The organism is Thiomonas delicata, from assembly GCF_900088825.1.
Classification (GTDB): domain Bacteria; phylum Pseudomonadota; class Gammaproteobacteria; order Burkholderiales; family Burkholderiaceae_C; genus Thiomonas_A; species Thiomonas_A delicata.
This window is the reverse complement of sequence record NZ_LT592170.1, coordinates 1832715-1857124: the sequence shown is the minus strand read 5'-3', so window position 1 is coordinate 1857124 and position 24410 is coordinate 1832715. Positions and strand designations below refer to the sequence as shown.

Sequence of the window (24410 nt, the reverse complement as noted above, 5' to 3'; positions counted from 1 at the left end):
TTTTCACGGCAAATCGCTTGGCGCATTACCACAAAAAACGGTGAATTGCCATCACGGCAAAACAGGATGGGGCTGGCACATCGACGCATCTAGCATCGGAGATACGGAATACTGCTACTGAGATGCAGTATGCGTGCCAGGATCTGCGCCAGCGAGCGCAGATTTTTCCCACCCCATGACCGAGGAAGGTCCCATAAGGGAGACAAATCCATGCAACTCAAAAAACTTGCCGCAGCCCTGTTCGTCGCCGGGGTCATCGCCCCCGGCGCCGCCAACGCCACCGATGGCTACTTTCAACCCGGCTACAGCGTGAAATCCGTGGGCATGGGCGGTGTGGGCATCGCCCTGCCGCAAGATGCCCTGGCCGCCGCCGCCAACCCCGCCGGCATGGCCCTGATCGGCAACCGCGTCGACGGCGGCATCAGCCTGTTCCGGCCGGTTCGTGAAGCGAGCGTATCCGGACTGGGCCCGACCACCACCTATTCGGGTAACGACTCGAGCAGTTTCCTGATCCCCGAAGTCGGATTCAACTACATGCTGAACCCGACCATGTCGGTTGGGCTCAGCATGTATGGCAATGGCGGCATGAATACCGGTTACAGCACGATCGGCAACTCTGGACTGCCTTACATGAACGGTGCAGGTGTGGATCTGCAACAGTTGTTCATCAGCCCTAGCTTCTCGATCAAGCTGAACCCCAGCAACTCGATCGGCGTGGCCATCAACCTCGTACATCAGTCGTTCAGAGCCAATGGCCTCGGCGCGTTCGCCCAAACCTCAGGGCCATTCGCCAACGCGTCCACCAGCCCAAGCAACGTAACGGATAACGGTCATGATTCATCCAATGGGGTTGGCGTGCGTATCGGCTGGATCGGCGAGATCGCGCCAGGCTTTTCGCTCGGTGCGACCTATCAGCCCAAAACGCATATGAGCAGCTTCAGCAAATACAGCGGCTTGTTCGCGGGTGGCGGCAGCTTCGACATCCCGGCCAATTACGGCATCGGCTTTGCCTGGCAGCCGAATCAGCAATGGACGGTCGCCGGCGACGTGGAACGGATTCTTTACAGCGGAGTTCCCGCCATCGGCAACACGATCGATTGCTTCTATACCCAATCGTGCCAACTTGGCGGCTCGAACGGACCCGGCTTCGGTTGGCAAGACATCACGGTTGTCAAACTGGGGGTGGCTTACGCGATCAATCCGAGCCTGACTGTCCGTGCGGGCTGGAACCATTCGGACAACCCCATCCCGAGTTCCCAAGTGATGCTGAATACCTTGGCACCAGGAATCGTAAAAGACCATCTGACTCTCGGGGCAACCTATACCCTGAGCCCCGCCATGGAACTGTCGTTTGACTATGTCCATGCGTTCAAAAATTCGGTCACTGGCGCTCTGCCGGCTCAGTTCGGATACCCAGCTGGCGCATCCGAAACCATCAGCATGTACCAGGACACTGTAGGCGTGTCCGTCGGCTGGAAGTTCTGATCCTGCGACTGAACGAAAAAACCGCAGCCTAGGCTGCGGTTTTTTATTTCGGCGTCATGCTCAAACCGGCAGCACCACCCTGCCCCACGACTCGTTGATGATCTCGGCCGCGGCCAGGTAGAAAGCCAGCGCAGCCGTCACCAGGCCGAGGTAGCCGCCCAGCACGGTCAGGCCGCCGATGCCTGTGAGTGCGCCGGCCGCCAGCAAGTAGAAGGTCGGGGTCAGCGCCAGGAAGATCAGCATCAAGGCCTTGTTTTTCTTCCAGGTGCCGATCCACATGAACGTGGTGAAGACTCCCCACAGCAGCAGATACCAGCCGACGAAGGGGCCCTGCACGTCCTTGGCGAAGAACAGCACGAACAGCGCGAAACTCCACCAGAAGGCGCCGTAGCCGCAAAAGGCGACGAAGCCGAACGTATTGCCGCTCGGCGCTTCCATCAGTCCGGCGGCGAACTGCGCCGTGCCGCCGAAGGCGAAGGCGCAGGCCAGCACCATCGGGACGTCCACGCCGCCGAACCAGCCGGCATTGACCATGCTGAGCAGCCACGTCGTGAGGGCGAAGCCTGAAAGCCCCAGCGGGGCCGGGTTGACGAATTTCCTGTCCATTGTTGTCTCCTGAGTCGAATGTCGTGCCGCAGGCCATCGAGATCCCTCGCGGCCTGAGCGCTCATGCGGCGAACAACACGCGTTCGCGCACGGCCCGCAATCTCGCGTCGCCGCCTTACGGACACCCTACGCAGCAAGGTTCCGTTAGTTTTCTTACGTCTTGTTTCGCATCGTGCCGGCCTTGCCTCGCCAGCCATGACGGCAGAACAACTGCTCACGGAAATGGCACAAATCCTCACAGCTCACGACGATATTCATCCCTTATGCTGTGGGGACTATGGCTATCGAACAACTCGCATCCTCAGCTGACGTGGTGCTGACCACGACGCAACATATCCTGGCCGTCATCTCGGGCTTCGCCGTGGGTTTCTCCCTCGGTCTGATCGGTGGCGGCGGTTCCATCCTCGCGGTACCGTTGCTGCTGTACTTCGTCGGGTATCCGAACCCGCACATCGTCATCGGCACCACGGCCCTGGCGGTTTCCGCCAACGCCTACATCAACCTCGTGCCGCATGCGCGCGCGGGCAACGTCCGCTGGAAGGACGCCATACTTTTCGCCATCGTCGGTGCGGCGGCCGCTTTCGTCGGCTCCAGCCTCGGCAAGGCGGTGGATGGGAAAAAGCTGCTGTTCCTGTTCGCCATCATGATGCTGGTCATCGCCGTGCTCATGCTGCGGCCGCGCAAGCCGACCACCGCGCAGGAGGTCACGACCGACCATCCCTCCAAGGCCAAGACCATCAAGCTCATCATCGCCGCGGCGATCGTGGGCACGCTCTCCGGCTTTTTCGGCATTGGCGGCGGCTTCCTCATCGTGCCGGGCCTGGTGCTGTCCACGGGCATGTCGATGATCTCCGCGATCGGCTCTTCGCTGGTGTCGGTCGGCACCTTCGGCCTGACCACGGCGCTGAACTACGCCCGCTCGGGCCTGCTGGACTGGGGCGTGGCGGCCCTGTACATCGGCGGCGGCATCGTCGGCGGCTGGATCGGGACGCGCGTGGCGACCCATCTTGGCAAGAACAGCAAGGGCGCGCTCAACCTGATTTTCGCCGGCCTCGTGGCCTTGGTCGCCGTGTACATGCTGTACAAAAACCTTTCGGCCTTCGGCATCCACTTCTGAACCCTCGCGCAGTGGGGGCTCAGGCTTGCCGCCTCAATCGTCGGTGAGGCGGCAGCGGTCCCCGCTGGCTTCGCGCCACACCTCGACCCGGCTCAAGTGCGGCAGCGCAGGCCGGAACTGGCGCCAGAGATAGGAGCAGAGCCCTTCGAGCGTGGCCGGGCCGAGACCGTCCACGTCGTCGAGGAAGCGATGGTCGAGGGCGTCGCGCACGCGCTCGATTTCCCGGCGGATGTAGGCAAGGTCGACCACCATGCCCGTGACGGGATCCGGAACCCCCGCCACGCTGATCTCGGCCCAATAGGTGTGGCCGTGCACGCGCAGGCTGCCTTCGCGGTCGATGCTGCGGTCGAGGGTGTGCGCCGCCTCGAAGAAGAAGCGTTGCGAGAGTTCGAATTTCATCGGATTCCGGTGATCTTGTGGGTCTGCAGGCTCAGGCGCCAGCGTGGGTCGGCGAGGCAATGGGCGATGGCCCATTGTGTATGCTCGGCACGCGCGGGAGCGTCCATCGGCTGCAGGAAACGGTGGGTGAAATCGAGTGCGGCGAGGGCATCCAGATCCAGGCCGGGTTGCGGAACCACGACCTTGAGTTCGTCGCCGCGGATTTGGCGCAGTTCGGCCCCCGCCTTGGGGCTGACGCAGATCCAGTCCAGCCCGGCTGGCGCCGCGACGGTGCCGTTCGTTTCCACCGCGATCTCGAAGCGCTGCGCGTGCAAGGCGTCAACCAGGGCGTCATCCACCTGCAGCAAGGGCTCGCCCCCGGTGAGAACCGCCAGCCGGCGCCCGGCATGGCCTTGCGGCCACTGCGACGCAATCGTCCGCGCCAGCATGTCGGCTTGTTCGTACTTGCCGCCCAGGCTGCCGTCGGTGCCGACGAAATCGGTGTCGCAGAACCGGCACACGGCGGTGGCCCTGTCCGACTCGCGTCCCGACCACAGATTGCATCCGGCGAAGCGGCAGAACACCGCGGCGCGCCCGGCATTGGCGCCCTCGCCCTGGAGGGTGTAGAAAATTTCCTTGACGGCGTAAGTCATGGTCGATGGGCTGGCGCAAACGCCAGCCGTGCGCACCCGAAGGATTTCGCGCTAGAGCAGATCGGCGACGAGGTCGTGTCCCTGCACACCCACCACGCGGGCGCGCACGAATTGACCGGTGCTTTGCGCCAGGCGCATCTTGTGCGAAGGCTTGGCCGGCTCGCGCAGCAGGATCTTGCCGTCGATTTCCGGCGCTTCGCCGTAGGAACGCGCCACGCCGCCCTGGCGGTTGGCGCTGTCCACCAGCACTTGCAGATCCTGGCCGACGCGGCGGCGCAGCTTGGCGCAGGAGACCTCCTCGGCCACCGCCATGAAACGGGCCTGGCGCTCGTGCCGCACGGCATCGGGCAGCGCCCCCGGCAGGGCGTTGGCGGTGGCACCCTCCACCGGCGAATAGGCGAAGCAGCCAACGCGGTCGAGCTCGGCCTCGCGGATGAAGTCCAGCAAGGTGTCGAACTCGGCCTCGGTCTCGCCGGGGAAGCCGGCGATGAAGGTCGAGCGGATGACGATTTGCGGGCAGATCTCGCGCCAGCGGGCGATGCGCTCCAGGTTGCGCTCGCCGCTGGCCGGGCGCTTCATGCGCTTGAGCACGTCCGGATGGGCATGCTGCAGCGGCACGTCGAGATAGGGCAGGACGCGGCCCTGCGCCATCAGCGGCAGGACTTCGTCGACGTGGGGATAGGGGTAGACGTAATGCAGCCGCACCCAGGCGTCGTGCGCCTCGGCCAGTTCGCCCAGCGCTTGCACCATTTCGGTGAAGCGGGTGCGCACGGGCCTGCCGTCCCAGAACCCGGTGCGGTACTTGATGTCCACGCCATAGGCCGAGGTGTCCTGGCTGACCACCAGCAATTCCTTCACGCCCGCCAGCAGCAAGGCGCGGGCCTCGCCGAGCACATCGCCGATGGGCCGCGACACCAGGTCGCCGCGCATGCTCGGGATGATGCAGAAGGTGCAGCGGTGATTGCAGCCCTCGGAGATCTTGAGATAGGCGTAGTGGCGCGGGGTGAGCTTGAGCCCGCCCGGAGGCAGCAGATCGACGAAGGGGTCGTGCGGACGCGGCAGCTGCGCATGCACATGCTGCAGCACCTCGTCGGTGGCGTGCGGTCCGGTCACGGCCAGCACCTTGGGATGGATCTTGCGCACCAGGTTCTCGCCGTCGTCGGCGCTGCGCGCGCCAAGGCAGCCGGTCACCACGACCTTGCCGTTCTCGTGCAGGGCCTCGCCGATGGCGTCCAGGCTTTCCTGCACCGCGGCGTCGATGAAGCCGCAGGTGTTGACGATGACCAGGTCGGCACCGTCGTAGCTCTTGGAGGTTTCGTAGCCTTCGGCGCGCAACTGGGAGAGGATGCGCTCGGAATCGACCAGCGCCTTGGGGCAGCCGAGCGAAACGAAACCGATTTTGGGCGGCGCGGCGGTGGACGTGGCGCGCGAGGCGGCGGGGATGATGGGTATTTCAGTCATGGGCGCTATTGTCGCCGAGCGCCGCGCACGGCGCCGTGACGGCGGCATGCGCGCGACAGGGACAAATCCGCCCGGCCGCTTGCAGGCGGGTGCCTCGGTCAGTCATGGCGCGGTGCCTGCGCACTGCGCCCGGTGCGGATTCAGCGCTTGGGCGGCGCCTGGAAGGCGCCGAGCATCTGCTTGGTCTGCTGCTGCATCTGCTCTTGCATCTGCATGTACAGGTTCTTGCTCTGCTCGAGGTAATTGCTCATCATGCCCTGCAGCATGGGGGCCTGGCCGCTGAGGAACTGCGACCACATCTCTGGGCTGAAGCTGCGGCTGTCATAAAGCCCGCGCGACTGCTCGGCGAGCTTGCCCTGGATGTCGATGAAGGCCTGCACGGTTTTCTCGAGATAGCTGCCCATCATGCCCTGCATGGCGTTGCCGTAAAAGCGGATGAGCTGCTCGAGCATGGCGGTGCTGAGCATGGGCATGCCCCCCGCCTCCTCCTCCAGGATGATCTGCAGCAAGATACTGCGCGTCAGGTCGGCGCCGGTCTTGGCGTCCTGCACCACGAAGCGTTCGCCCTCCATGACCAGCGCCTTCACATCGACCAAGGTGATGTAGGCACTCGTTTCGGTGTCGTACAGGCGCCGGTTGGGGTACTTCTTGATGACGCGCGCGGGGCTCTCGGAATTGGGCATGGTGACGTGCTGCGGAAACTGCGGGATGGCTTCGATTGGAGCACAAAAAAAGCGACCCGCCGCCGCTTTCTCGTGCAGACAAACCCGCAAGCGCATTGGCCGGACTCGCGGGCCGCCGCCCGGCGGTCTCAGCTCATGTGCAGTCCGCCGTTGATGGACAGTTCCGCCCCGGTGGTGAAGGCGCCGTCCTCGCTGGCCAGCCAGGTCACCAGGGAAGCCACTTCCTCGGGCTTGCCCAGGCGCTTGACCGGAATGGTGGAGACGATCTTGTCCAGCACATCCTGCCGAATCGCCTTGACCATGTCGGTGGCGATATAGCCCGGCGCCACGGTATTGACCGTCACGCCCTTGGACGCCACCTCCTGCGCCAGCGCCATGGTGAACCCATGCATGCCGGCCTTGGCGGCCGAGTAGTTGCTTTGGCCGAACTGGCCTTTCTCGCCGTTGACCGAGGAAATGTTGACGATGCGGCCCCAGCCGCGCTCGACCATGCCGTCGATGACCTGCTTGGTCACGTTGAACATGGAGTAGAGATTGGTCTTCATCACGCGGTCCCAGTCGTCGTAGCTCATCTTGCGGAACACGGCGTCACGGGTGATCCCGGCGTTGTTCACCAGGATGTCGACCTGGCCGTGCTCGGCGAACACTTTCTGGAAGGCCGCGCAGGTGGAGTCCCATTCGGCCACGTTGCCCTCCGACGCGTACACGTCGAAACCCTCGCCGCGCATGGCCTCCAGCCAGGTGTCCTTGCGGGAGGAGTTCGGCCCGCAACCGGCGATGACCTTGTGCCCGGCCTCGCACAAGCGCCTGCAGATCGCCGTGCCGATGCCGCCCATGCCGCCCGTGACATAAGCCACTTTCTTGCTCATCGTTGGATTCTCCGATTGTGATGACATTGAATATCGAGTCGCCGGGCGGGCCTCACCGCTCGACGGCCAGGGCAACGCCCATGCCGCCGCCGATGCACAGCGAAGCCAGCCCCTTTTTCGCATCGCGCCTGTTCATCTCGTGCAGCAGTGTCACCAGGATGCGGCAGCCGCTCGCACCGATGGGGTGGCCGATGGCGATGGCTCCGCCATTGACGTTGACCTTGCCCGTGTCCCAGCCCATCTGCTGGTTGACCGCAATGGCCTGGGCGGCGAAGGCCTCGTTGATTTCCATCAGGTCCAGGTCCTGCGGCTTCCAGCCCGCGCGCGACAGGCAGCGGGTGGACGCAGGCACCGGCCCCATGCCCATATAGGCCGGGTCCAACCCGGCGTTGGCATAGGCGCGGATGGTCGCCAGCGGCTTCAGGCCCAGCGCCGCGGCCCGCTTGGCCGACATCACCACCACGGCCGCGGCGCCGTCGTTCAGCCCCGACGCGTTGCCGGCGGTGACGGTGCCGGCCTTGTCGAAGGCGGGCTTGAGCCCGGCGAGGCTTTCGGCCGTGGCACCGTGGCGCACGAACTCGTCGGTGGCGAAGGCGATGGGGTCGTCCTTCCTCTGCGGCAACAGCACCGGCACGATTTCGTCGGCGAAGCGCCCGGCCTTCTGCGCCGCCTCGGCCTTGTTCTGGCTGGCGGCGGCGAAAGCGTCCTGCATTTCGCGCGTGACGCCGTATTTCTTCGCCACGTTCTCCGCCGTGATGCCCATGTGATAGTGGTTGAACGCGTCCCACAGGCCGTCGGTGATCATGGTGTCGATCATGGTCCAGTTGCCCATGCGCATGCCGTCGCGCGAACCGGGCAGGACATGCGGGGCAAGACTCATGCTCTCCTGCCCTCCGGCCACGACGATCTCGGCGTCGCCGTCGCGCACGGCCTGCGCCGCCAGCATCACGGCCTTCAGGCCCGAGCCGCAGACCTTGTTGATGGTCATGGCCGGCACCATGTCGGGCAGGCCCGCCTTGATGCTGGCTTGGCGCGCACCGTTCTGGCCCACGCCGGCCTGGAGCACCTGCCCAAGGATGACCTCCGAGACCTGGCCCGGCTCGATGCCGGCGCGTTCGACGGCGGCCTGCACGACCCGCGCGCCCAGATCGACCGCAGGCGTCTTGGCCAGCGACCCGCCGAATTTCCCCACGGCCGTGCGCACGGCCGACACGATCACGATGTCTTCGCTCATGACTGGATGTCCTTGGTGATGAAAGCAATGAAAACGGAATGGGGAGCGCGCATCACCGGCACGCCTCCCGCAGGAAAAGACGACGAGCACGAATCATGCCCGCACCTTGACGTAGCGCCCGGGGGCGGGTTCGATGACCTTGTGGGCGCCGCCGCCGTAGGCCTTCGGCGCAGGCTGCAACGGCCCCGACTGCGCGGCCAGCCAAGCGGCCCAATCCGGCCACCAGCTGCCCGCGTGCTCGGTGGCCTGCTCGAGCCAGGCCGCGGCGCTGGCCGGCAGCGCAGTCCGTCCCTTGCCCGGTCTCGGCCCGGCATCCAGGCGCCAGTGGCTGCGTTTGCCCTTGGATGCCGGGTTGATGACTCCGGCGATATGGCCGGATGCGCCGAGCACGAAGCGTGTGGGACCCGAAAGCAGCCGCGCCGACGCGTAGGCCGAGTGCCACGGCACGATATGGTCCTCGCGCGAGGCGTACACATACGCGGGAATGGCGATGCGGCGCATGGCCACCGGCACGCCGCAAACGCAAACCGCGTCGGGCTTGGAAAGTTTGTTCTCGAGGTAGGTGTTGCGCAGATACCAGGCCAGCATGGGTCCGGGAAGATTGGTGCTGTCGGCGTTCCAGTACAGCAGATCGAATGGGGGCGGCGTCTCGCCCTTCAGATAGTTGCCCACGACGTAGTTCCACATCAGATCGTTGGGCCTGAGGCTGGAGAACGCCGCGGCGAGTTCGACCCCGGTAAGCAGGCCGCCCTTGCCGATGGTGGCCTCGCGCAGCTTCACCTGGGCCTCGTCGACGAACACGTCGAGAATGCCGGTATCGGAAAAGTCGAGCAAGGTTGTCAGGAACGTCGCACTCTGCACAGGCTTCTCGCCGCGAGCGGCGAGCACCGCGAGCGCGGTGCCAAGCAAGGTGCCGCCGACGCAAAACCCCAGCGCGTTGATGCCGCCGCCTTCGGTTTTCGCAGGCTTGGCTGCACCGCGCGCAGCCGGTTTCGCGGGCATCGCGGACGCGGCGGCAATTTCGTCCGCCACCGCGATGGCGCGCAGCACGCCCTGCTCGACGTAATCGTCCCAGGTCCAGTGGCCGCAGCTCGCGTCCGGGTTGCGCCAGGACATCAGCAGCACGCGCTGGCCTTGTTCCAGGGCATAGCGCACCAGGGAATTGGCCGGTTGCAGATCGAGGATGTAGTACTTGTTGATGCAAGGCGGCACGATGAGCAGCGGGCGCGCATGCACTTCGGCCGTCAGCGGCTTGTAGTCGATGAGTTGGAACCAGGGGTTCTCGAACACCACGGCCCCCTCGCTGGTGGCCACGTTGCGCCCCACTTCGAACTGGCTCTCGTCGGTCTGCGTCAGCTTGCCGCGGCGCAGATCGGCCAGCAGATTGTCCATGCCCCGCCTCAAGCTCTCGCCCTGGGTCTGTATGGCCGCCTGCATGGCCTCGGGATTGAGCGCCCAGACGTTGCTCGGCGCGGCGGCGTCCACCCACTGCTGCACGGCGAAGCGGATTCTCTGCTGGGTCTTGGCGTCCGCCTGCACCGCCTCGGACAATTCGAACAAGGCCCGGGCGTTGAGCAGGTACAGCGCAGCCGTGTAGGCGGAAAAACGGTTGGCGCGCCAGCTGTCGCTGACGAACCGGCGATCCTTCACCTCGGGCGGCGGCGCGTCTGCCCGCAACAACCCGGACCAGAGTTCGGCGTATTCGCGTGCGAAACGCGCCTGGATGTCGGCGACGCGCGCGGGGTCGAGCGACAGAGCCTGCGCGGCGGTGGCGAAGGTGTGCTGGAGACTCTCGGCGAAAGCAGCGGCCCTGGGCCCTGGCGATTCAGTGGGGCGGGTGGTAGCGGATGGGTTGGCTGACATGGCGACTCAGGCTTGGGACCGCGGAATGCGCAACTCCGGTATTGCGCCACATGATGCCAGGGCCCCGTGACGGCACGCGCGAAGATGCGTGCGCTTCAGGGCGAACCGACAAGTCTGCAGCCTCGGAGACCCAGGTGCTTCGCGCGGCCATCGCCGTGCCGCGCAGCGCTCATGGGCCGGGTTCATTCTTGGACAAAGCACCCAAGGTGTCAACGCCGTTTTCCCGCCGGGCGTCGGCCACGATCCAGACCAGCCCGGCCTGGCGGCCCGTGACGCGGTCGCGCCGGAAAGCGTAGTAGCGATCGGGGTTGGAAACGGTGCAGACATTCCCGCCCTGGATGTGTTCCGGCCTCATGCCGGCGGCGCCGAGGCGTAGACGCGCCAGCGCGAACAGGTCGGCCAACCATTTGCCTGCGCCGGCCGCCGCGCGAAATGCCGTGGCGGCCTCGGCCTGCCTGTCGACAAAGGCGGTGCGCACCTCGCCGCCCACCTCGAAGGCCAGGGGCCCGATGGCGGGGCCCAGCCAGGCCTGCACCGCATTCGGCTCGCACTCCGCCTTGCGGCACAGCGCCAGCAGCGTGTTCTCCAGCACTCCGCCCGCCAGGCCGCGCCAGCCGGCGTGGGCCGCCGCCACGGCACGGCCTTCGGGCGCGGCGAACAGCACCGGCAGGCAATCGGCCACGATCACGCAGGCGGCGAGGTCCGGCGTGCTGCTGACGGCGGCGTCGGCGCGCAGCGTGGCGCTGCCGTCCCAGGCGTCGAGGTCGGCCACCGAGGCGCCATGCACCTGGTCGAGATACACGATCCGCACCCCGCCGAGCCACTCCGCCAGCCGCGCGCGATTAGCCGCCACAGCATGCGGGTCGTCGCCGACATGGCCGCCCAGGTTCATGCCGCCTGCGCCGGCGCGTCCGCTTCCGTAAGGCCCGGCGCTGGCGCCGCCCTGGCGGCTGGTGAACACGCCCAGCACCTGCGGATTGCCGGGCCAATGCGCGGTGATCCAGTCATCCGGCCAGGGTTGCATCATCGCTCCAGAGTCTGGTGTCCATCACGTCCGCACGCCCCCCCAAGGCCAGCCACTGCGCCCGCACATCGGCTGCGACGGGCGATTCGAAACGCATCGACACGCCCGTCGCGGGATGGGCAAAACGCAACACCGCGGCATGCAGGGCCTGGCGCTGCAGATCCAAGGCGGGCGCGCTGCGGCGTCCGTAGAGGGCGTCGCCCAGCAGGGGAAGGCCGGCATGCTGGGCATGCACGCGGATCTGGTGGGTGCGCCCCGACTCCAGCCTGCAGCGCAGCGCGGTGACGGGCCCGTGCGGAGTCGCCAGCACCGCCAGCGGCAGCAGATGGGTGCGTGCCGGCTTGCCGCCCGCCACCACCGCCATGCGCAGCCGGTCGCGGGGATGGCGCGCGATGGGCGCATCCACCGTCACGGGCCGCTTGAGTTCACCCCAGGCCAGCGCCAGATACTGCCGGCTCACGCTGCGCGCCTGCAACTGGCGCACGAGGTCGGTTTGCGCCCGCAGGGTGCGGGCGACGACCAGCAGGCCGCTGGTGTCTTTGTCGAGCCGGTGCACGATGCCTGCGCGCGGCACGGCGGCCGTCTCCGGGAACCGGAACAGCAACCCGTTGAGCAGGGTGCCGCTCCAGTTTCCGGCGGCGGGATGCACCACCAGGCCGGCTGGCTTGTCGATCACGGCCAGTTCGGCATCCTCCCACACCAGGACGAGCGCAACGGGTTCCGGCGTGAAAGCGCCGGCCTCCGGCTCCTGCGGAACCTGCAGTTCCAGCAGGGCGGCGTTGCGCGCCTTGGTCCGCGGCGCGGCCGGCGTTCCCTCCATACGCACCAGGCCGGCCTCGCACCAGGCCTTGAGCCGGCTGCGCGAGAACTGGGGGAAGAGTTGCGCCAGAACCTTGTCCAGGCGCTCGCCGGCCGCCGTCGCCGGGATGCGCGCCTGCAAGGCGGCCATCTCCGCCACGGGATCGCAGGGTTCCAGGTCGGGCGGATCGTCCGCATCGGCCGGCGATGAAGGGTCCGTCGGGGCGGCTGCGCCAGGGTCTCGAACTTGCATGCCGCGAGCATAGTGCAGCCCCCGCCGCCGCCCGTGCAGGCGATCCGGCACCGCACGCCCGCACGGCGCCAAGGCATGCATGGGCGACCCGCTTCCTATAATGGCCAGCTTGCCGATCCTGCGACGAGTTGCCTTGTGAATTCCATTCCATCCACCCCGGGGGTGCGCCGTTCATGGCGTGCGCTTGTCCTGCTTGCCGCGGCTTTGCTCTCCGCCTGCGCGTCCACCGAGGACAAAGACATCACCGCGGGCTGGTCTGCCGCCAAGTTGTACAGCGAGGCCAAGGACGAGATGAGCAGCGGCGCCTACGACCAGGCGACCAAGTATTACGAGAAGCTCGAAACGCGCTACCCCTACGGCGTGCTGGCCCAGCAGGCGCTGATCGAAACCGCCTATGGCTATTACAAGCAGGGTGAACGCGCACAGGCGCTGGCGGCCTGCGACCGCTTTCTCAAGATCTACCCCAACAATCCCGCGACGGACTATGTGCTGTATTTGAAGGGGCGCATCAATTTCTACGACAACGACAGCTGGTTTTCCTGGCTGTCCGACCAGAAGCTGTACGAGCGCGACCAGCACGCGGCCCGGGAGTCGTTCGAGGCCTTCAAAGAACTCACCACCCGCTTCCCGAACAGCAAGTACACGCCGGATGCGCTGCTGCGCATGCGCTACATCCTGAACGCGCTGGCCGAGTACGACACCCATGTGGCCCTGTTCTACTACCGTCGCGGCGCCTACGTTGCCGCCGCCGACCGCGCCCAGGAGGCCATCAAGAACCATCCCGACGCCCCGGCAAGACAACTCGCCCTGGCCGTTCTGATGGAGAGCTACGACAAACTGGGATTGACGCAATTGCGCGACGACACCGAACGCGTGCTCAAGGCCAACTATCCCGACAGCACCTACCTCAGCCAGGGCCTGCCGCCGCGCAACGAGTCGTGGTGGAAGCTGTGGTGAACGGCCGCCTTAAGGTGCGCTGAACCCGTGCGCTGAACCCGCCGCACGATCACGGCGCAGGGCAGCGCGACCTCAGGCGCCGAAAGCCGAATCTTCGGCGGCGTTCGCAGGCACCGCAGATTGGTCGGGCGTATGGCCCGGCTGCGGCGCATGCGCAGCGAGAAAGGCGCAAGCCTCCTCCACCTCGTCGACCTGCGCAAAAGGCTGCAGCGATGCCAGAAGGCGCCGCCCCCATCCCGTCGTGGCCAGGCGCTGATCGCAGACCGCCAGCACGCCCCAGTCGCGCTCGCTGCGGATCAGCCGGCCGGCGCCCTGCTGCAGCGCCAGTGCGGCCTGCGGCAGCGAATAGTCCATGAAGCCATTGCGCCCCGCCGCCTCCAGGCGCTTGATGCGCGCGGCCACCATGGGATCGTCGGGCGGCGCGAAAGGCAGCTTGTCGATGACCACCAGGGTGAGCTGCTCGCCCGGAAAATCGACCCCCTCCCAGAAACTGTGGCTCCCCACCAGGACGGCACGGGGGTCGAGCGAGAAGCGCTGCAGCAGCACCGACTTGGATTCGCTGGCCTGCTCCAGCACGACTCGCCCGGGCGGCAGCAATTCGCGCAGGCGCGCGGCGATGCGGGCAATCGCACGCAAGGTGGTGGTCAGCACGAAGCTGCCACCCGGATTGACCGCGACGAGCCGGGCGGCCAGCTCGGCCACCCGCGTGGAATGTTCGGCATCCGCCGGACGAAAACCCGTGCGCGGCACCAGCAGCCGCGTCTGCCGGGCGTAGTCGAAGGGGCTGGGCACGCGCAGTTCGCGCAGGCGCGGCTCCGCGCCGCCCTCCACCGGCGCCAGCGCCGGGCTGCCCTCGCCCAGTCCCAGACGGGCGCGGGTATAGCGAAACCCGCCGTCCAGGGTCAGCGTGGCCGACACCAGCACCCAGGCCTGCGGACGCTGCGCCAGCAGGGCCGAGAACGCCGGCCCCACCCCGAGCGGCGTGGCCAGCAGGCGCAGGTGGTAGCTGCCGACTTCCAGCCAGCGCACGGATTCCTGCGCCATGGGCGCGCCGCTTTCAGCATCCGGCTGCGGCGTCGGCTGCTGCCATGCGGCCAGCAGTTCGCGCTGCTCCCGGCAGCGTTCGATCAGGCGTGTGAACTCCGGGGCCAGCGCCTCGACGGGACCGAGCGCAGCCTCGAGCGCCGCCAACTCTTCCTGCCAATGGCCCAGAACCGCGGCCCAGCCCGGGAGGGCCTGCGCCTGGGCCTGGTCGAGGCGGTGTGTTCCGGTTGGCGCCGCCAGGCGCTGGTCGCGCGCGGCCTTTTGCAAGCGGCTCGCCAGGCTCTGCCAGTCCGCCAGGCCCCGGGCATGCTGCAGGCCGCAGGCCAGCACGTCGCGCGCCAGTTCATGCGCCTGCGCCGTGCCGACGCTGGTGCCGAGGAACTGCGCGCCGATGTCGGGCAACTGATGCGCCTCGTCCAGCACCACGGTGGTGGCGCTCGGCAGCAGCTCGGCCACGCCTTCGTCGCGCAAGGCGACGTTGGCAAAGAACAGATGATGGTTGATGACGATCACATCCGAAGCCAGCGCCTCGCGCCTGGCCTTCATCACGAAACAGGCGCGGTAGTCGGGACAGTCCGAGCCGAGGCAGTTGTCGCGCGTGGACGTCACCAGAGGAATGACGGGGGACTGTTCGTCCAGCCCGCCGAGCGCCGAGATGTCGCCGTCGCTCGAGGTGCCGGCGAACAGGGCCACGCGGCGCAGTTCCTGCACGGCGCGGCGGCTGTCCAGCAAGCCCTCGCTTTGCGCCCGCTTGAGTCGGTAGTGGCAGACGTAGTTGGCGCGTCCCTTGAGCACTGCGGCGCGGACCTGTACGCCGAGCACCGCGCGCGCCAACGGCAAGTCCTTGCGAAACAACTGGTCCTGCAGGGCGCGGGTCGCGGTCGAGATGATGATGCGCTCGCCCTGCAGCAGCGCAGGCACGAGATAAGCCAGGGTCTTGCCGGTTCCGGTACCGGCCTCGGCCAGGAGGATGCCGCGTTCGGCAATGGCTTGGGCCACCGCGGCCGCGAGCCGGCGTTGCCCCGGCCGCTCGCGCCAGCCCGGCAACGTGGCGGAAAACAGCCCACCCTCGCTCCACAGGCCGTCGTCCGGCGCCAAAGTGTTGTCAGCAGGCAGCGTTTCGACCGCCTTCACGTCCGACACCGCCGCGCTCTGCCTAAAATGCCCCGGCGCTTGGTCATCAATCTTCAAGCGGGTTCATCCGGCTGCAAGGCCGATTCCAGGAGTGCAATTTGGTCGCGCAGCTGCAGCCGCTTTTTCTTCAACCGCCGCAACAGAAGTTCCTGACCGGGGGTCTGAGGTCCAAGCCTGTCGATCGCGTCGTCGAGATCGGCATGCTCCATGCGCAACTCGATCAGTCGCCGGTTGGCGGAACGCAGGTCTTGATGCATCGGGCTTGGGGCTGGCTGGCTGATCAGGGGGTTGGGCCATTGTATGAACGCGCAGTTGCCGGGTTTCGAATTCCATGACTCCGCCGCGTCCCCGCCTGCAACTACAGGCCGCCACCGGCATCCACCGCGGTGATCGCCAGTACCAGCAGGATCGCATCGAGATCTTCACGCATCCCCGCGTTGCCGGCCTCATGCTGGCCGTGGTTGCCGACGGCATGGGCGGGCGCAGCGGCGGGCGCATGGCGGCCGACCAGGTGATCCTGACATCCCGGCAGCTGTTCGACCGTTTCGTGCCCAGTCAGGAAGAGCCGCTCAGCCTGCTGCAGAGCATCGTGCGGGAAAGCCATCTGATGATCAAGCTCAGCGCGATCTCGGCCGAACAGGAACCGCATTCCACGGTGGCATGCGTCCTGCTGCAGCCAGACGGGCACTGCCACTGGGCCCATGTGGGCGATTCGCGGGTGCATGTGTTCCGGGCCGGCCGCTTGCTGGTGCGGACCAAGGATCACTCCTACGTCCAGGAGCTTGTGGACGCTGGAACCCTCAGCGAGACCATGGCGCGCAACCACCCGATGAGCAATGTCCTGACCTCCAGCCTCGGCACCGCGGAAGATCCGCCCTTCGTCAGCGACAGCATGCCCCTCAAGGCCGGCGACGTGGTCCTGCTGTGTTCGGACGGTCTGTGGCACTACTTCGTGGACACCGAGCTGGGCTCCGCACTCGACCGGCTGGAGCCACGCGAAAGCTGCGAATTCCTCATCGCCAAGGCCAGGCAGCGCGCGGTGGGGCGCGGCGACAATCTCTCGCTCGCCGTGCTCAAGCTGGGGCGCAGTGAAGCGCGCGCGGCTGCCGCGCCGCACGGCACCAGGCCTTAATACTGCCGGGGAATAGGCAGCGCCGGCGCCTCACCCGCCTTGTTCTGCTCGGCGGCTTCCTGCTGGCGGCGCTTGTAGTCCGCCAGCTTGCGTGCATACGACGCCCGGGCCCGCGCGGACTGCTGCGCCTCTTGCCCCGACGTCTTGCGTGGCGGTCCGGCGGCAGAGTCTGCCGGTGGCGGGGTGGTCGGCCGCGCCGGGCGCTGCACCGGCTGGCGGGCGACGGCGGCTTCATGGTCAGCCGCCGCGGCCAGCCGCGCGGCATGTTCGCGCTGCCTGGTGGCGAGCTCCTGTTCCCGCGCGGCCCTGGCCTGCCGAATGGCGGCCGCGTCCGGCACCTGACGCTCGCGCAGGTTCTGCGCCACGCGCCGGCGTTCGGCCTCGGCCCGCCGCTCGCGCACCGCAAGGTCCATGGCATGAAGCTCGGCTTGCAAAGCCTGTCTCGCGGTGAGGTATGCGGTGCGCGCCTGATCGAGGCAGGCATTGACGAAGAATCGCCGGGCGCACATCAGCTTGTCTTGCGCATAGGCCGCATCGAGCCGGCCCATACGCGCCTCGATCGACGCGGGCTGGGCCTGGCTCCGGGCGGCGTCGTGCTGGCCGGGAACCGATGCCAGGGCTGGGGGTTCGGGTGGCAAGGGGGCTGCGTGCGCCCCGACCATCGCGCCAAAAGCGAGTGCCAGCGTCAGGCCGGCACGCCGCGCGATGCGGGCAGCTTGCGAGCGGGCTAAAGGCGGCGGGGCATCGCGGTGGGGTGGGTTCAAGGCGTGCGTCATCAAGTCAATTCGGCCTGGACTTCGCGCCTGGACTGCCGCAGGTAGGCGGAAGTCTGCATTTCCAGCAGGCGCGAGGCGGTGCGCTCGAATTCATAGGCCAAAGGGCCCGAAGCATACAGCGCGGCAGGCTCGACCGCAGCGGACATCACGAGCTTGATGCCGCGGTCGTACAGAACGTCCACCAGCAGCGTGAAGCGGCGCGCCGCGCTGGCGAGTTCGGGTGTCATGCGCGGCACGTCCGACACCATCACGGTATGGAAACGCGCGGCAAGCTCGAGATAGTCGTTCTGCGACCGCGGCGTGTTGCACAGGGTGTCGAAGTCGAACCATACCAGTCCACCGGCGCGGCGCCGCGCGACAAGCTTGCGATGCTCGATCTCGAGGATGGGGTCGCCCTCGGCGGCTTCAGCCAGGCGCGCGAAGGCATGCTCCATGGCGAGGTCCGCGGCCTGCCCGAGCGGGGTGTAGTAGAGCCGCATGTCCACCAGGGCCTGATGCCGGTAATCCACCCCGCCATCGACCTCGATCACGTCCATTTGCGTCTTGATGAGTTCGATGGCGGGCAGAATGCGGTCTCTGTGCAAGCCATCCGGATAGAGATCGTCCGGCCGGAAATTGCTGGTGGCCATGAGCACGACCCCTTGCTCGAACAAGCCTCGCAGCAAGCGATGCAGAATCATCGCGTCGGTGACATCGCTGATGTGGAATTCGTCGAAACAGATGAGGCGAAAGCGCCGCGCGATGCGCCGCGCCAGTTCTTCCAGCGGATCTTGCGTGCCCTGCAGGACGGCCAATTCGCGCTGCACCTGGCGCATGAACTCGTGGAAATGCAGCCGGGTCTTGCGCACCACCGGAACGGTGGTGAAGAAGGCGTCCATCAGGAAACTCTTGCCTCGCCCGACCCCTCCCCACATGTACAAGCCTCGCGGCAAATCGGGGTGCACGAGCAGACGCCGCACCGCGGTGGAGCGGCGCGACTTGTAGGCCACCCAGGCGTCGAAACACTGCTGCAGGCGCCGGATGGCCGCGCGTTGCGCGGCGTCGGGCGTATGCCCACGCTCTGCAAGGGTCTGCAGAACGTACGCGGTGAAATCCATGCGAAACCCGTCAGAAGTTCAGGCTGCGGCCATCGCACGCCAATGCCGCCTCCTTCATCGCCTCCGACAGGGTGGGATGGGCGTGGCAGATGCGGGCGATGTCCTCGGCTGCCGCCTTGAACTCCATCGCCACGGCGGCTTCCGCGATCAACTCGGAAGCCATGGGGCCGATGATGTGCACACCCAGGATCTCGTCCGTGGCCGCATCGCTCAGCATCTTGACGAAGCCGGTCGTGTCGCCCAGCGCGCGGGCGCGCCCATTGGCCAGGAACGGGAAGCTGCCGGCCTTGTAGGCCCGGCCGGCCGCCTTGAGCTGCTGTTCGGTCTGCCCCACCCAGGCGATTTCTGGCGCGGTGTAGATCACCCAGGGTACGGTGTTGAAATCCACGTGCGGTTTCTGCCCCTGGATGCGCTCGGCGACGGCCACGCCCTCCTCCTCGGCCTTGTGCGCCAGCATGGGTCCGCGCACCACGTCGCCTATCGCCCAGATGCCTGGGACCGGGGTCTTGCAGTCATGATCCACGGGCACGAAGCCGCGCGCGTCGGTGGACAGGCCGACGGCCCCCAGATTCAATCCCTCGGTGTTCGGCACGCGGCCGATGGAGACGATGAGCCGGTCCACCGTCAGGGTCTGCTCGGCGCCTTGCGCGTCCGCATATCGCACATTCACGACCTTGGCCCCGGCCTTCACTCCGGCGATCTTGACCCCGAGCTGGATGTCCAGCCCCTGCTTCTTGAACTGCTTGAGCGCTTCCTTGGCCACTTGCGCGTCGGCCGCGCCGAGAAAGTCGGGCAGCGCCTCGAGCACCGTCACCTGCGCTCCCAGTCGGCGCCAGACCGAGCCCATTTCCAGGCCGATGACCCCAGCGCCGATCACGCCCAGACGCTTGGGCACCTCGCCCAGCGCCAGCGCGCCGGTATTGGACAGGATGAGTTTTTCGTCGAACGCCGCGTCCGGCAGGGCACGGGGACTCGATCCGGTGGCGATGATGACCTGCTTCGCGGTGAGGCGCTTGGACTCGGGGCCGGTCACATCCACTTCGAACCCCGCATCCAGCTTGGCGGCGAACGAGGCTCGGCCATGCACGAACTGCACCTTGTTCTTCTTGAACAGGTAGAGGATGCCCTCGTTGTTCTGGCGCACGACCTGCTCCTTGCGCGCCAGCATGCGGGGGAGGTCGAGCTTGAGCCCTGCCACGTCGATGCCGTGCTCGGCGAAACCATGGCCCGCATGTTCGTAGTGCTCGGACGATTGCAGCAGCGCCTTGGACGGAATGCAGCCGACGTTGGTGCAGGTGCCGCCGGGGGCCGGGCCGCCCTTGGCGTTGGACCAAGCGTCGATGCAGGCCACCGACAGCCCGAGCTGGGCGGCGCGGATGGCGGCGATATAGCCGCCCGGACCTGCGCCGATGACGATGAGGTCGAATTGCGTTTGCATGATCGCGCCCTCAAAGATTCAGCAACAGGCGGGCCGGATCTTCCAGCGCTTCCTTCATGGCCACCAGGCCCAGCACGGCCTCGCGTCCATCGATGATGCGGTGGTCATAGCTCAACGCCAGGTAGTTGATCGGACGGATGACGATCTGGCCGTTTTCCACCACGGGCCGCTCCTTCGTGGCATGCACGCCGAGAATGGCCGACTGCGGCGGGTTGATGATGGGGGTGGACAACATCGAGCCGAACACGCCGCCGTTGCTGATGGAAAACGTGCCGCCGGTGAGATCCTCGATGGCCAGCTTGCCGTCACGAGCCTTCGCGCCGAACTCGGCGATCTGCTTCTCGATGTCGGCGAAGCTCATCTGGTCGGCGTTGCGCAGGATGGGGACGACAAGGCCGCGCGGGCTGCCCACGGCGATGCCGATGTCGAAATACCCGTGGTAGATCAGGTCGTTGCCGTCGACCGAAGCATTGATGACGGGATATTTTTTCAGCGCATGCACCGCCGCCTTGACAAAGAAGCTCATGAATCCGAGCTTGACTCCATGCTCCTTCTCGAAGCGCTCCTTATGCGCATTGCGCAGGTCCATCACCGGCTGCATATTGACTTCGTTGAACGTCGTGAGGATGGCGTTCTCGGCCTGCGACTGCACCAGGCGCTGTGCGATGCGCGCGCGCAGCCGGCTCATCGGCACGCGCTGCTCGGGACGCTCGGCATAGGCCGAGAGATCGATCTCGGCGTCCACCGGCGGCAATGCCGTCTGGCTGCTGAACGGTCCGGCCTGCGCCGCAGACGCTTGCGTTGGAACCGGCTTGGGCTGGATTTGCGCCGCGGCCGAGGCTGCGCGACCCGCCACGGCGGCCAAGGCATCGCCTTTGGTGATGCGCTCACCCCGCCCGGTGCCCGTCACGCTCGCCGGGTCGACGCCTTTTTCGGCCATCAGCTTGGCCGCCGACGGCATGGCCGCCGGCTGTGCCGCAGCGGCGGGCGTTGGCGCCGCTGCCTTGTCCTGCGCCCCCGCGGCGGGGACCGATTGCACGGCCAAGGGGCTGACCTGGGGTGTCGCTGTTGTGTCGATCTTGGCGATGACTTCCTCGGCAACCACGGTGGCGCCATCGTCCTTGAGGATTTGCGCCATGACCCCGGCCGCAGGAGCGGGCACTTCGAGCACGACCTTGTCGGTTTCGATCTCGATCAGGATTTCATCTTGTTTGACGGCTTCGCCGGGCCTTTTCTTCCAATGAAGCAAAGTGGCTTCGGCGACGGATTCGGAAAGCTGGGGAACCTTGACATCGATAGCTGCCATGGTGGGTCTCGTGATGGATGTGAACGCTATGAAGCGCGGCCCGTGCGAGCGCCGTCATGGCGGCGATCACACACGGGCGACGGCCTTGTTTATTTCGTGAGGATGAAGCCCTTGAGCTTGCCAAAGGCGCCCGCAACGAGTTCCTTCTGCTGCTCGGCATGCTTGGCGTAGTAGCCCACCGCGGTGGAGGCGGATGCCGGCCGCCCGGAGTAACCCAAGCGCTGGCCATCGAGCATGTTCTCGTGGATGTGATGCTGGATGAAGAACCATGCGCCCTGGTTCTGGGGCTCGTCCTGGCACCAGACCAGGTCGCGGACCTGCGGATAGCGCTTGAGTTCGGCGGCGAAGGCCTTGTGCGGGAAAGGATAGAGCTGCTCGAAGCGCACGATCGCCACATCCTGCAATTCGCGCCGCTTGCGCTCCGCGACCAGGTCGTAATAGACGCGGCCCGAGCACATGATCATGCGCTTCACGCGTGCCGGGTCGATGTCCTGCACCTCTTCCAGCACCGTGTGGAAATGCCCCGTCGCCAGATCGGACAGCGGCGAACGCGCCTCATGGTGGCGCAGCAGGGACTTGGGCGTCATCACCACCAGCGGCTTGCGGAAAGGCCGAATCATCTGGCGCCGCAACAGATGGAAGATCTGCGCCGGCGTGGTCGGCTGGCAAACCTGCATATTGGTCTCGGCACACAGCTGCAGGTAACGCTCCAGGCGCGCGGACGAATGCTCCGGCCCCTGCCCCTCGTAGCCGTGCGGCAAAAACAGCGTCAGCCCGGATGCGCGACCCCACTTGACCTCGCCGGCCGAGATGAACTGGTCGATCAGGACCTGAGCGCCGTTGGCGAAATCGCCGAACTGGGCCTCCCAGATGACCAGGGTGTTCGGATCGGCAGTGGAATAGCCGTACTCGAAGCCCAGCACCGCCTCCTCGGACAGGATGGAATCGATGACGACGAACGGCGCCTGCCCATCGGAGACGTTCTGCAGCGGCACGTAACTGCCGGCATCCCAGCGCTCGCGGCCCTGGTCGTGCAGCACGGCGTGGCGATGGCTGAAGGTGCCGCGCCCGCTGTCCTCGCCCGACAACCGCACCGGATAGCCGTTGGCCACCAGCGAGGCGAAGGCCATGTGCTCGCCCATGCCCCAGTCGAGCGGGACCTCGCCGCGGCCCATGGCCGCTCGGTCGGCGACCACCTTCTCCACCAGCGGATGCAGCTTCAAATCGGACGGCACGGTCGTGATGCGCTCGGCCAGGCGCTTGAGCTCGGACAGCGGCAGGGCGGTGTCGGCGTTGTCGGTCCACTTGCGATTGAGAAAAGGCGTCCAGTCGACCGCGAACTTGCTCTTGTAGTTCGACAGCACGGGCTCGATCGCTCGCTCGCCGTCCTCCATGGCCTGACGGTAGCGCTGAACCATCGCATCGCCATCGTCGGCGCCGATCACGCCCTGGCTGACCAGACGATCGGCGTAGAGCTTGCGCGTGCCGGGGTGCGCCGCGATCTTCTTGTACATCAGCGGCTGGGTCACGGCCGGCGTGTCCTGTTCGTTGTGCCCCAGTTTGCGGAAACACACGATGTCGACCACCACGTCATGGCTAAACTCAGCCCGGTAATCGACCGCGAGCTGGCAGCACAGGGCCACGGCTTCGGGATCGTCGCCGTTCACATGCAGCACGGGAGCCTCGATCATCTTGACCACGTCGGTGCAATACAGCGTGGACCGCGCATCGCGCGGATCCGAGGTCGTGAAGCCGATCTGGTTGTTGATCACGATGTGCAGCGTGCCGCCGGTCGAATAGCCTCGGGTCTGCGCCAGCGCCAGGGTTTCCATCACGACGCCCTGCCCGGCAAAGGACGCATCGCCGTGCACCAGAACGGGCAGGACCTGCTGCCCCTTTTTGTCGCCGCGGCGCTCCTGACGGGCGCGCACCGAACCTTCGACGACAGGGTTGACGATTTCCAGATGGGAAGGATTGAACGCCAGCGACAGATGAACCGGTCCCGCCGGGGTCGACACGTCGCTGGAAAAACCCTGGTGGTACTTCACGTCGCCCGACGGCAGATCGCTGGCGTGCTTGCCTTCGAACTCGTCGAACAGATCCTTCGGCCGCTTGCCCAGGGTGTTGACCAGCACGTTGAGCCGGCCGCGGTGGGCCATGCCGATGATCACCTCCTGCGAGCCCAACTCACCGCCGCGCTGAATGACCTCGTCCATGCCGACGATGAAACTCTCTCCACCCTCCAGCGAAAACCGCTTCTGTCCGACATAGCGCGTCGCCAGATAGCGCTCCAGACCTTCGGCGGCGGTCAATTTGTCCAGGATCTCGCGCTTTTTCTCCGCCGAAAAATTCGGTCGCGTGCGGATGCTCTCCAGCTTCTGCTGCCACCAGCGCTTCTGCCCCTGGTCGCTCAAGTACATGAACTCGGCACCGATGGAGCCGCAATAGGTTTCGTGCAGGTTGTTCACGAGTTCCCGCAGGCTCATGCTCTCCTTGCCGAAATAGGTGTTGCTGGTGTTGAACACCGTTTCCAGATCGGCATCGGTGAAGCCGTAGAAAGCCGGGTCGAGGTCGGGAATCTGCGGACGCTCGGTGCGCTTGAGCGGATCGAGGTCGGCCCAGCGCACGCCCACATTGCGGTAGGCGGCAATGAGCTGCTGCGCGGCGACGCGCTTGCGCGACATCTCCGCATCGGAACTGAACGTGATCGGTCGCGTCGGGCCGCTCTTGGCCCGCTGCGCAAAAGCCGAAACGACTGGGGCGTGCGGAATGTCCCGGGAATTGCTGCCGTCGACGGCCGGCACGTGCTGCAAAGCGTCGAAGTAGTCGCGCCAATGATCCGGCACGGCCCCTGGATTCGCGAGATAGGTTTCGTACAGCTCCTCGACATAAGGAGCATTGCCGCCAAACAGATAGGAGTTGGCGCGAAGCTGTTGAATGGTCATGGTGGGCTCACTGGTATGCCGGGCACCCCGGCGTGAAGTGGGTGAAGCACCATACGCCGGAGCAGGTACCCTGCCCTGGCGCACAGCGGTCCGATGACGAAAGACCTGCATCAACTGTAACAGCGGTTTTGATGCATCGCAAAATTAGCCGAGCATG

At 66.3% G+C, this 24410-nt stretch carries 21 protein-coding genes; 4 read left to right on the top strand and 17 right to left on the bottom strand.

The annotated features are described in order from the left end of the window. Positions 1-210: 210 nt before the first annotated feature. The gene (locus THIARS_RS08830) at positions 211-1485 is read left to right on the top strand and encodes an OmpP1/FadL family transporter (RefSeq protein WP_094160368.1); all 1275 of its coding nucleotides are present in this window, start codon (positions 211-213) and stop codon (positions 1483-1485) included. 60 nt (positions 1486-1545) lie between these two features. On the opposite strand, the gene THIARS_RS08825 is transcribed toward THIARS_RS08830, so the two are convergent. Further along, positions 1546-2091, bottom strand: a complete 546-nt coding sequence (locus tag THIARS_RS08825) for an acetate uptake transporter (protein ID WP_094160366.1) — start codon at positions 2089-2091, stop codon at positions 1546-1548. A gap of 277 nt (positions 2092-2368) precedes the next feature. Between THIARS_RS08825 and THIARS_RS08820 the strand changes: the two genes are divergently transcribed. Next, positions 2369-3208 carry a sulfite exporter TauE/SafE family protein gene (locus THIARS_RS08820; RefSeq protein WP_094160363.1) on the top strand — a complete coding sequence of 280 codons (840 nt, stop codon included), beginning with the start codon at positions 2369-2371 and terminating at the stop codon, positions 3206-3208. Between the two features lie 33 nt (positions 3209-3241). On the opposite strand, the gene THIARS_RS08815 is transcribed toward THIARS_RS08820, so the two are convergent. The 9 genes from THIARS_RS08815 to THIARS_RS08775 all read right to left on the bottom strand — a co-directional run bounded on the left by THIARS_RS08815 (position 3242) and on the right by THIARS_RS08775 (position 12424). Then, the gene (locus tag THIARS_RS08815) at positions 3242-3607 is read right to left on the bottom strand and encodes a 6-pyruvoyl trahydropterin synthase family protein (RefSeq protein WP_094160361.1); all 366 of its coding nucleotides are present in this window, start codon (positions 3605-3607) and stop codon (positions 3242-3244) included. Next, entirely contained in the window at positions 3604-4239 is a 636-nt protein-coding gene (gene queE, locus THIARS_RS08810; RefSeq protein ID WP_094160359.1) for a 7-carboxy-7-deazaguanine synthase, read from the bottom strand. Before queE ends, THIARS_RS08815 begins: the two co-directional genes overlap by 4 nt. Before the next feature lie 51 nt (positions 4240-4290). Further along, positions 4291-5700: a 30S ribosomal protein S12 methylthiotransferase RimO gene (gene rimO, locus THIARS_RS08805; protein WP_094160357.1), complete on the bottom strand. Its 1410-nt coding sequence runs from the start codon at positions 5698-5700 to the stop codon at positions 4291-4293. Positions 5701-5840: 140 nt separating this feature from the next. Next, entirely contained in the window at positions 5841-6383 is a 543-nt protein-coding gene (gene phaR / locus THIARS_RS08800; protein WP_094160355.1) for a polyhydroxyalkanoate synthesis repressor PhaR, read from the bottom strand. A gap of 128 nt (positions 6384-6511) precedes the next feature. Continuing rightward, on the bottom strand, positions 6512-7252 hold the full coding sequence (phbB, locus tag THIARS_RS08795; protein WP_094160353.1) for an acetoacetyl-CoA reductase: 741 nt from the start codon (positions 7250-7252) through the stop codon (positions 6512-6514). Positions 7253-7304: 52 nt separating this feature from the next. Beyond that, entirely contained in the window at positions 7305-8486 is a 1182-nt protein-coding gene (locus THIARS_RS08790; RefSeq protein WP_094160351.1) for an acetyl-CoA C-acetyltransferase, read from the bottom strand. 93 nt (positions 8487-8579) lie between these two features. Next, complete coding sequence (phaC, locus tag THIARS_RS08785; protein ID WP_094160349.1) at positions 8580-10349, bottom strand: class I poly(R)-hydroxyalkanoic acid synthase; 1770 nt, start codon at positions 10347-10349, stop codon at positions 8580-8582. A 169-nt stretch (positions 10350-10518) separates the two neighbouring features. Next, positions 10519-11373 carry a peptidoglycan editing factor PgeF gene (pgeF, locus tag THIARS_RS08780; protein ID WP_425444241.1) on the bottom strand — a complete coding sequence of 285 codons (855 nt, stop codon included), beginning with the start codon at positions 11371-11373 and terminating at the stop codon, positions 10519-10521. Continuing rightward, the gene (locus THIARS_RS08775) at positions 11354-12424 is read right to left on the bottom strand and encodes an RluA family pseudouridine synthase (RefSeq protein WP_186436613.1); all 1071 of its coding nucleotides are present in this window, start codon (positions 12422-12424) and stop codon (positions 11354-11356) included. The genes pgeF and THIARS_RS08775 overlap by 20 nt, the downstream gene beginning before the upstream one ends. Positions 12425-12559: 135 nt before the next feature. Here THIARS_RS08775 and THIARS_RS08770 point away from each other — a divergent pair, with 135 nt between their 5' ends. After that, on the top strand, positions 12560-13381 hold the full coding sequence (locus THIARS_RS08770; RefSeq protein ID WP_425444230.1) for an outer membrane protein assembly factor BamD: 822 nt from the start codon (positions 12560-12562) through the stop codon (positions 13379-13381). 72 nt (positions 13382-13453) lie between these two features. On the opposite strand, the gene yoaA is transcribed toward THIARS_RS08770, so the two are convergent. Next, a complete protein-coding gene (yoaA, locus tag THIARS_RS08765; protein WP_245845673.1) occupies positions 13454-15616 on the bottom strand; it encodes a DNA repair helicase YoaA in 2163 nt (720 codons plus the stop codon). Continuing rightward, positions 15613-15816, bottom strand: coding sequence for a DUF465 domain-containing protein (locus THIARS_RS08760; RefSeq protein WP_094160344.1), 204 nt, complete (start codon positions 15814-15816; stop codon positions 15613-15615). Before THIARS_RS08760 ends, yoaA begins: the two co-directional genes overlap by 4 nt. A 74-nt stretch (positions 15817-15890) precedes the next feature. Between THIARS_RS08760 and THIARS_RS08755 the strand changes: the two genes are divergently transcribed. Continuing rightward, a complete protein-coding gene (locus THIARS_RS08755; RefSeq protein ID WP_094160342.1) occupies positions 15891-16691 on the top strand; it encodes a PP2C family protein-serine/threonine phosphatase in 801 nt (266 codons plus the stop codon). Here the strand turns inward: THIARS_RS08755 and THIARS_RS08750 are convergent. The 5 genes from THIARS_RS08750 to THIARS_RS08730 all read right to left on the bottom strand — a co-directional run bounded on the left by THIARS_RS08750 (position 16688) and on the right by THIARS_RS08730 (position 24253). Further along, positions 16688-17467 (bottom strand): hypothetical protein, encoded by a 780-nt coding sequence (locus THIARS_RS08750; protein ID WP_094160340.1) that lies wholly within the window; start codon positions 17465-17467, stop codon positions 16688-16690. The two genes, THIARS_RS08755 and THIARS_RS08750, sit on opposite strands and share 4 nt — an antisense overlap. Further along, complete coding sequence (gene zapE, locus THIARS_RS08745; RefSeq protein WP_094160338.1) at positions 17467-18564, bottom strand: cell division protein ZapE; 1098 nt, start codon at positions 18562-18564, stop codon at positions 17467-17469. Before zapE ends, THIARS_RS08750 begins: the two co-directional genes overlap by 1 nt. 10 nt (positions 18565-18574) lie before the next feature. Then, positions 18575-20002 (bottom strand): dihydrolipoyl dehydrogenase, encoded by a 1428-nt coding sequence (lpdA, locus tag THIARS_RS08740; protein WP_094160337.1) that lies wholly within the window; start codon positions 20000-20002, stop codon positions 18575-18577. A gap of 10 nt (positions 20003-20012) precedes the next feature. After that, positions 20013-21308, bottom strand: a complete 1296-nt coding sequence (odhB, locus tag THIARS_RS08735) for a 2-oxoglutarate dehydrogenase complex dihydrolipoyllysine-residue succinyltransferase (protein ID WP_094160335.1) — start codon at positions 21306-21308, stop codon at positions 20013-20015. Between the two features lie 89 nt (positions 21309-21397). Next, positions 21398-24253, bottom strand: coding sequence for a 2-oxoglutarate dehydrogenase E1 component (locus THIARS_RS08730; RefSeq protein WP_094160333.1), 2856 nt, complete (start codon positions 24251-24253; stop codon positions 21398-21400). Between the last annotated feature and the right edge of the window lie 157 nt (positions 24254-24410).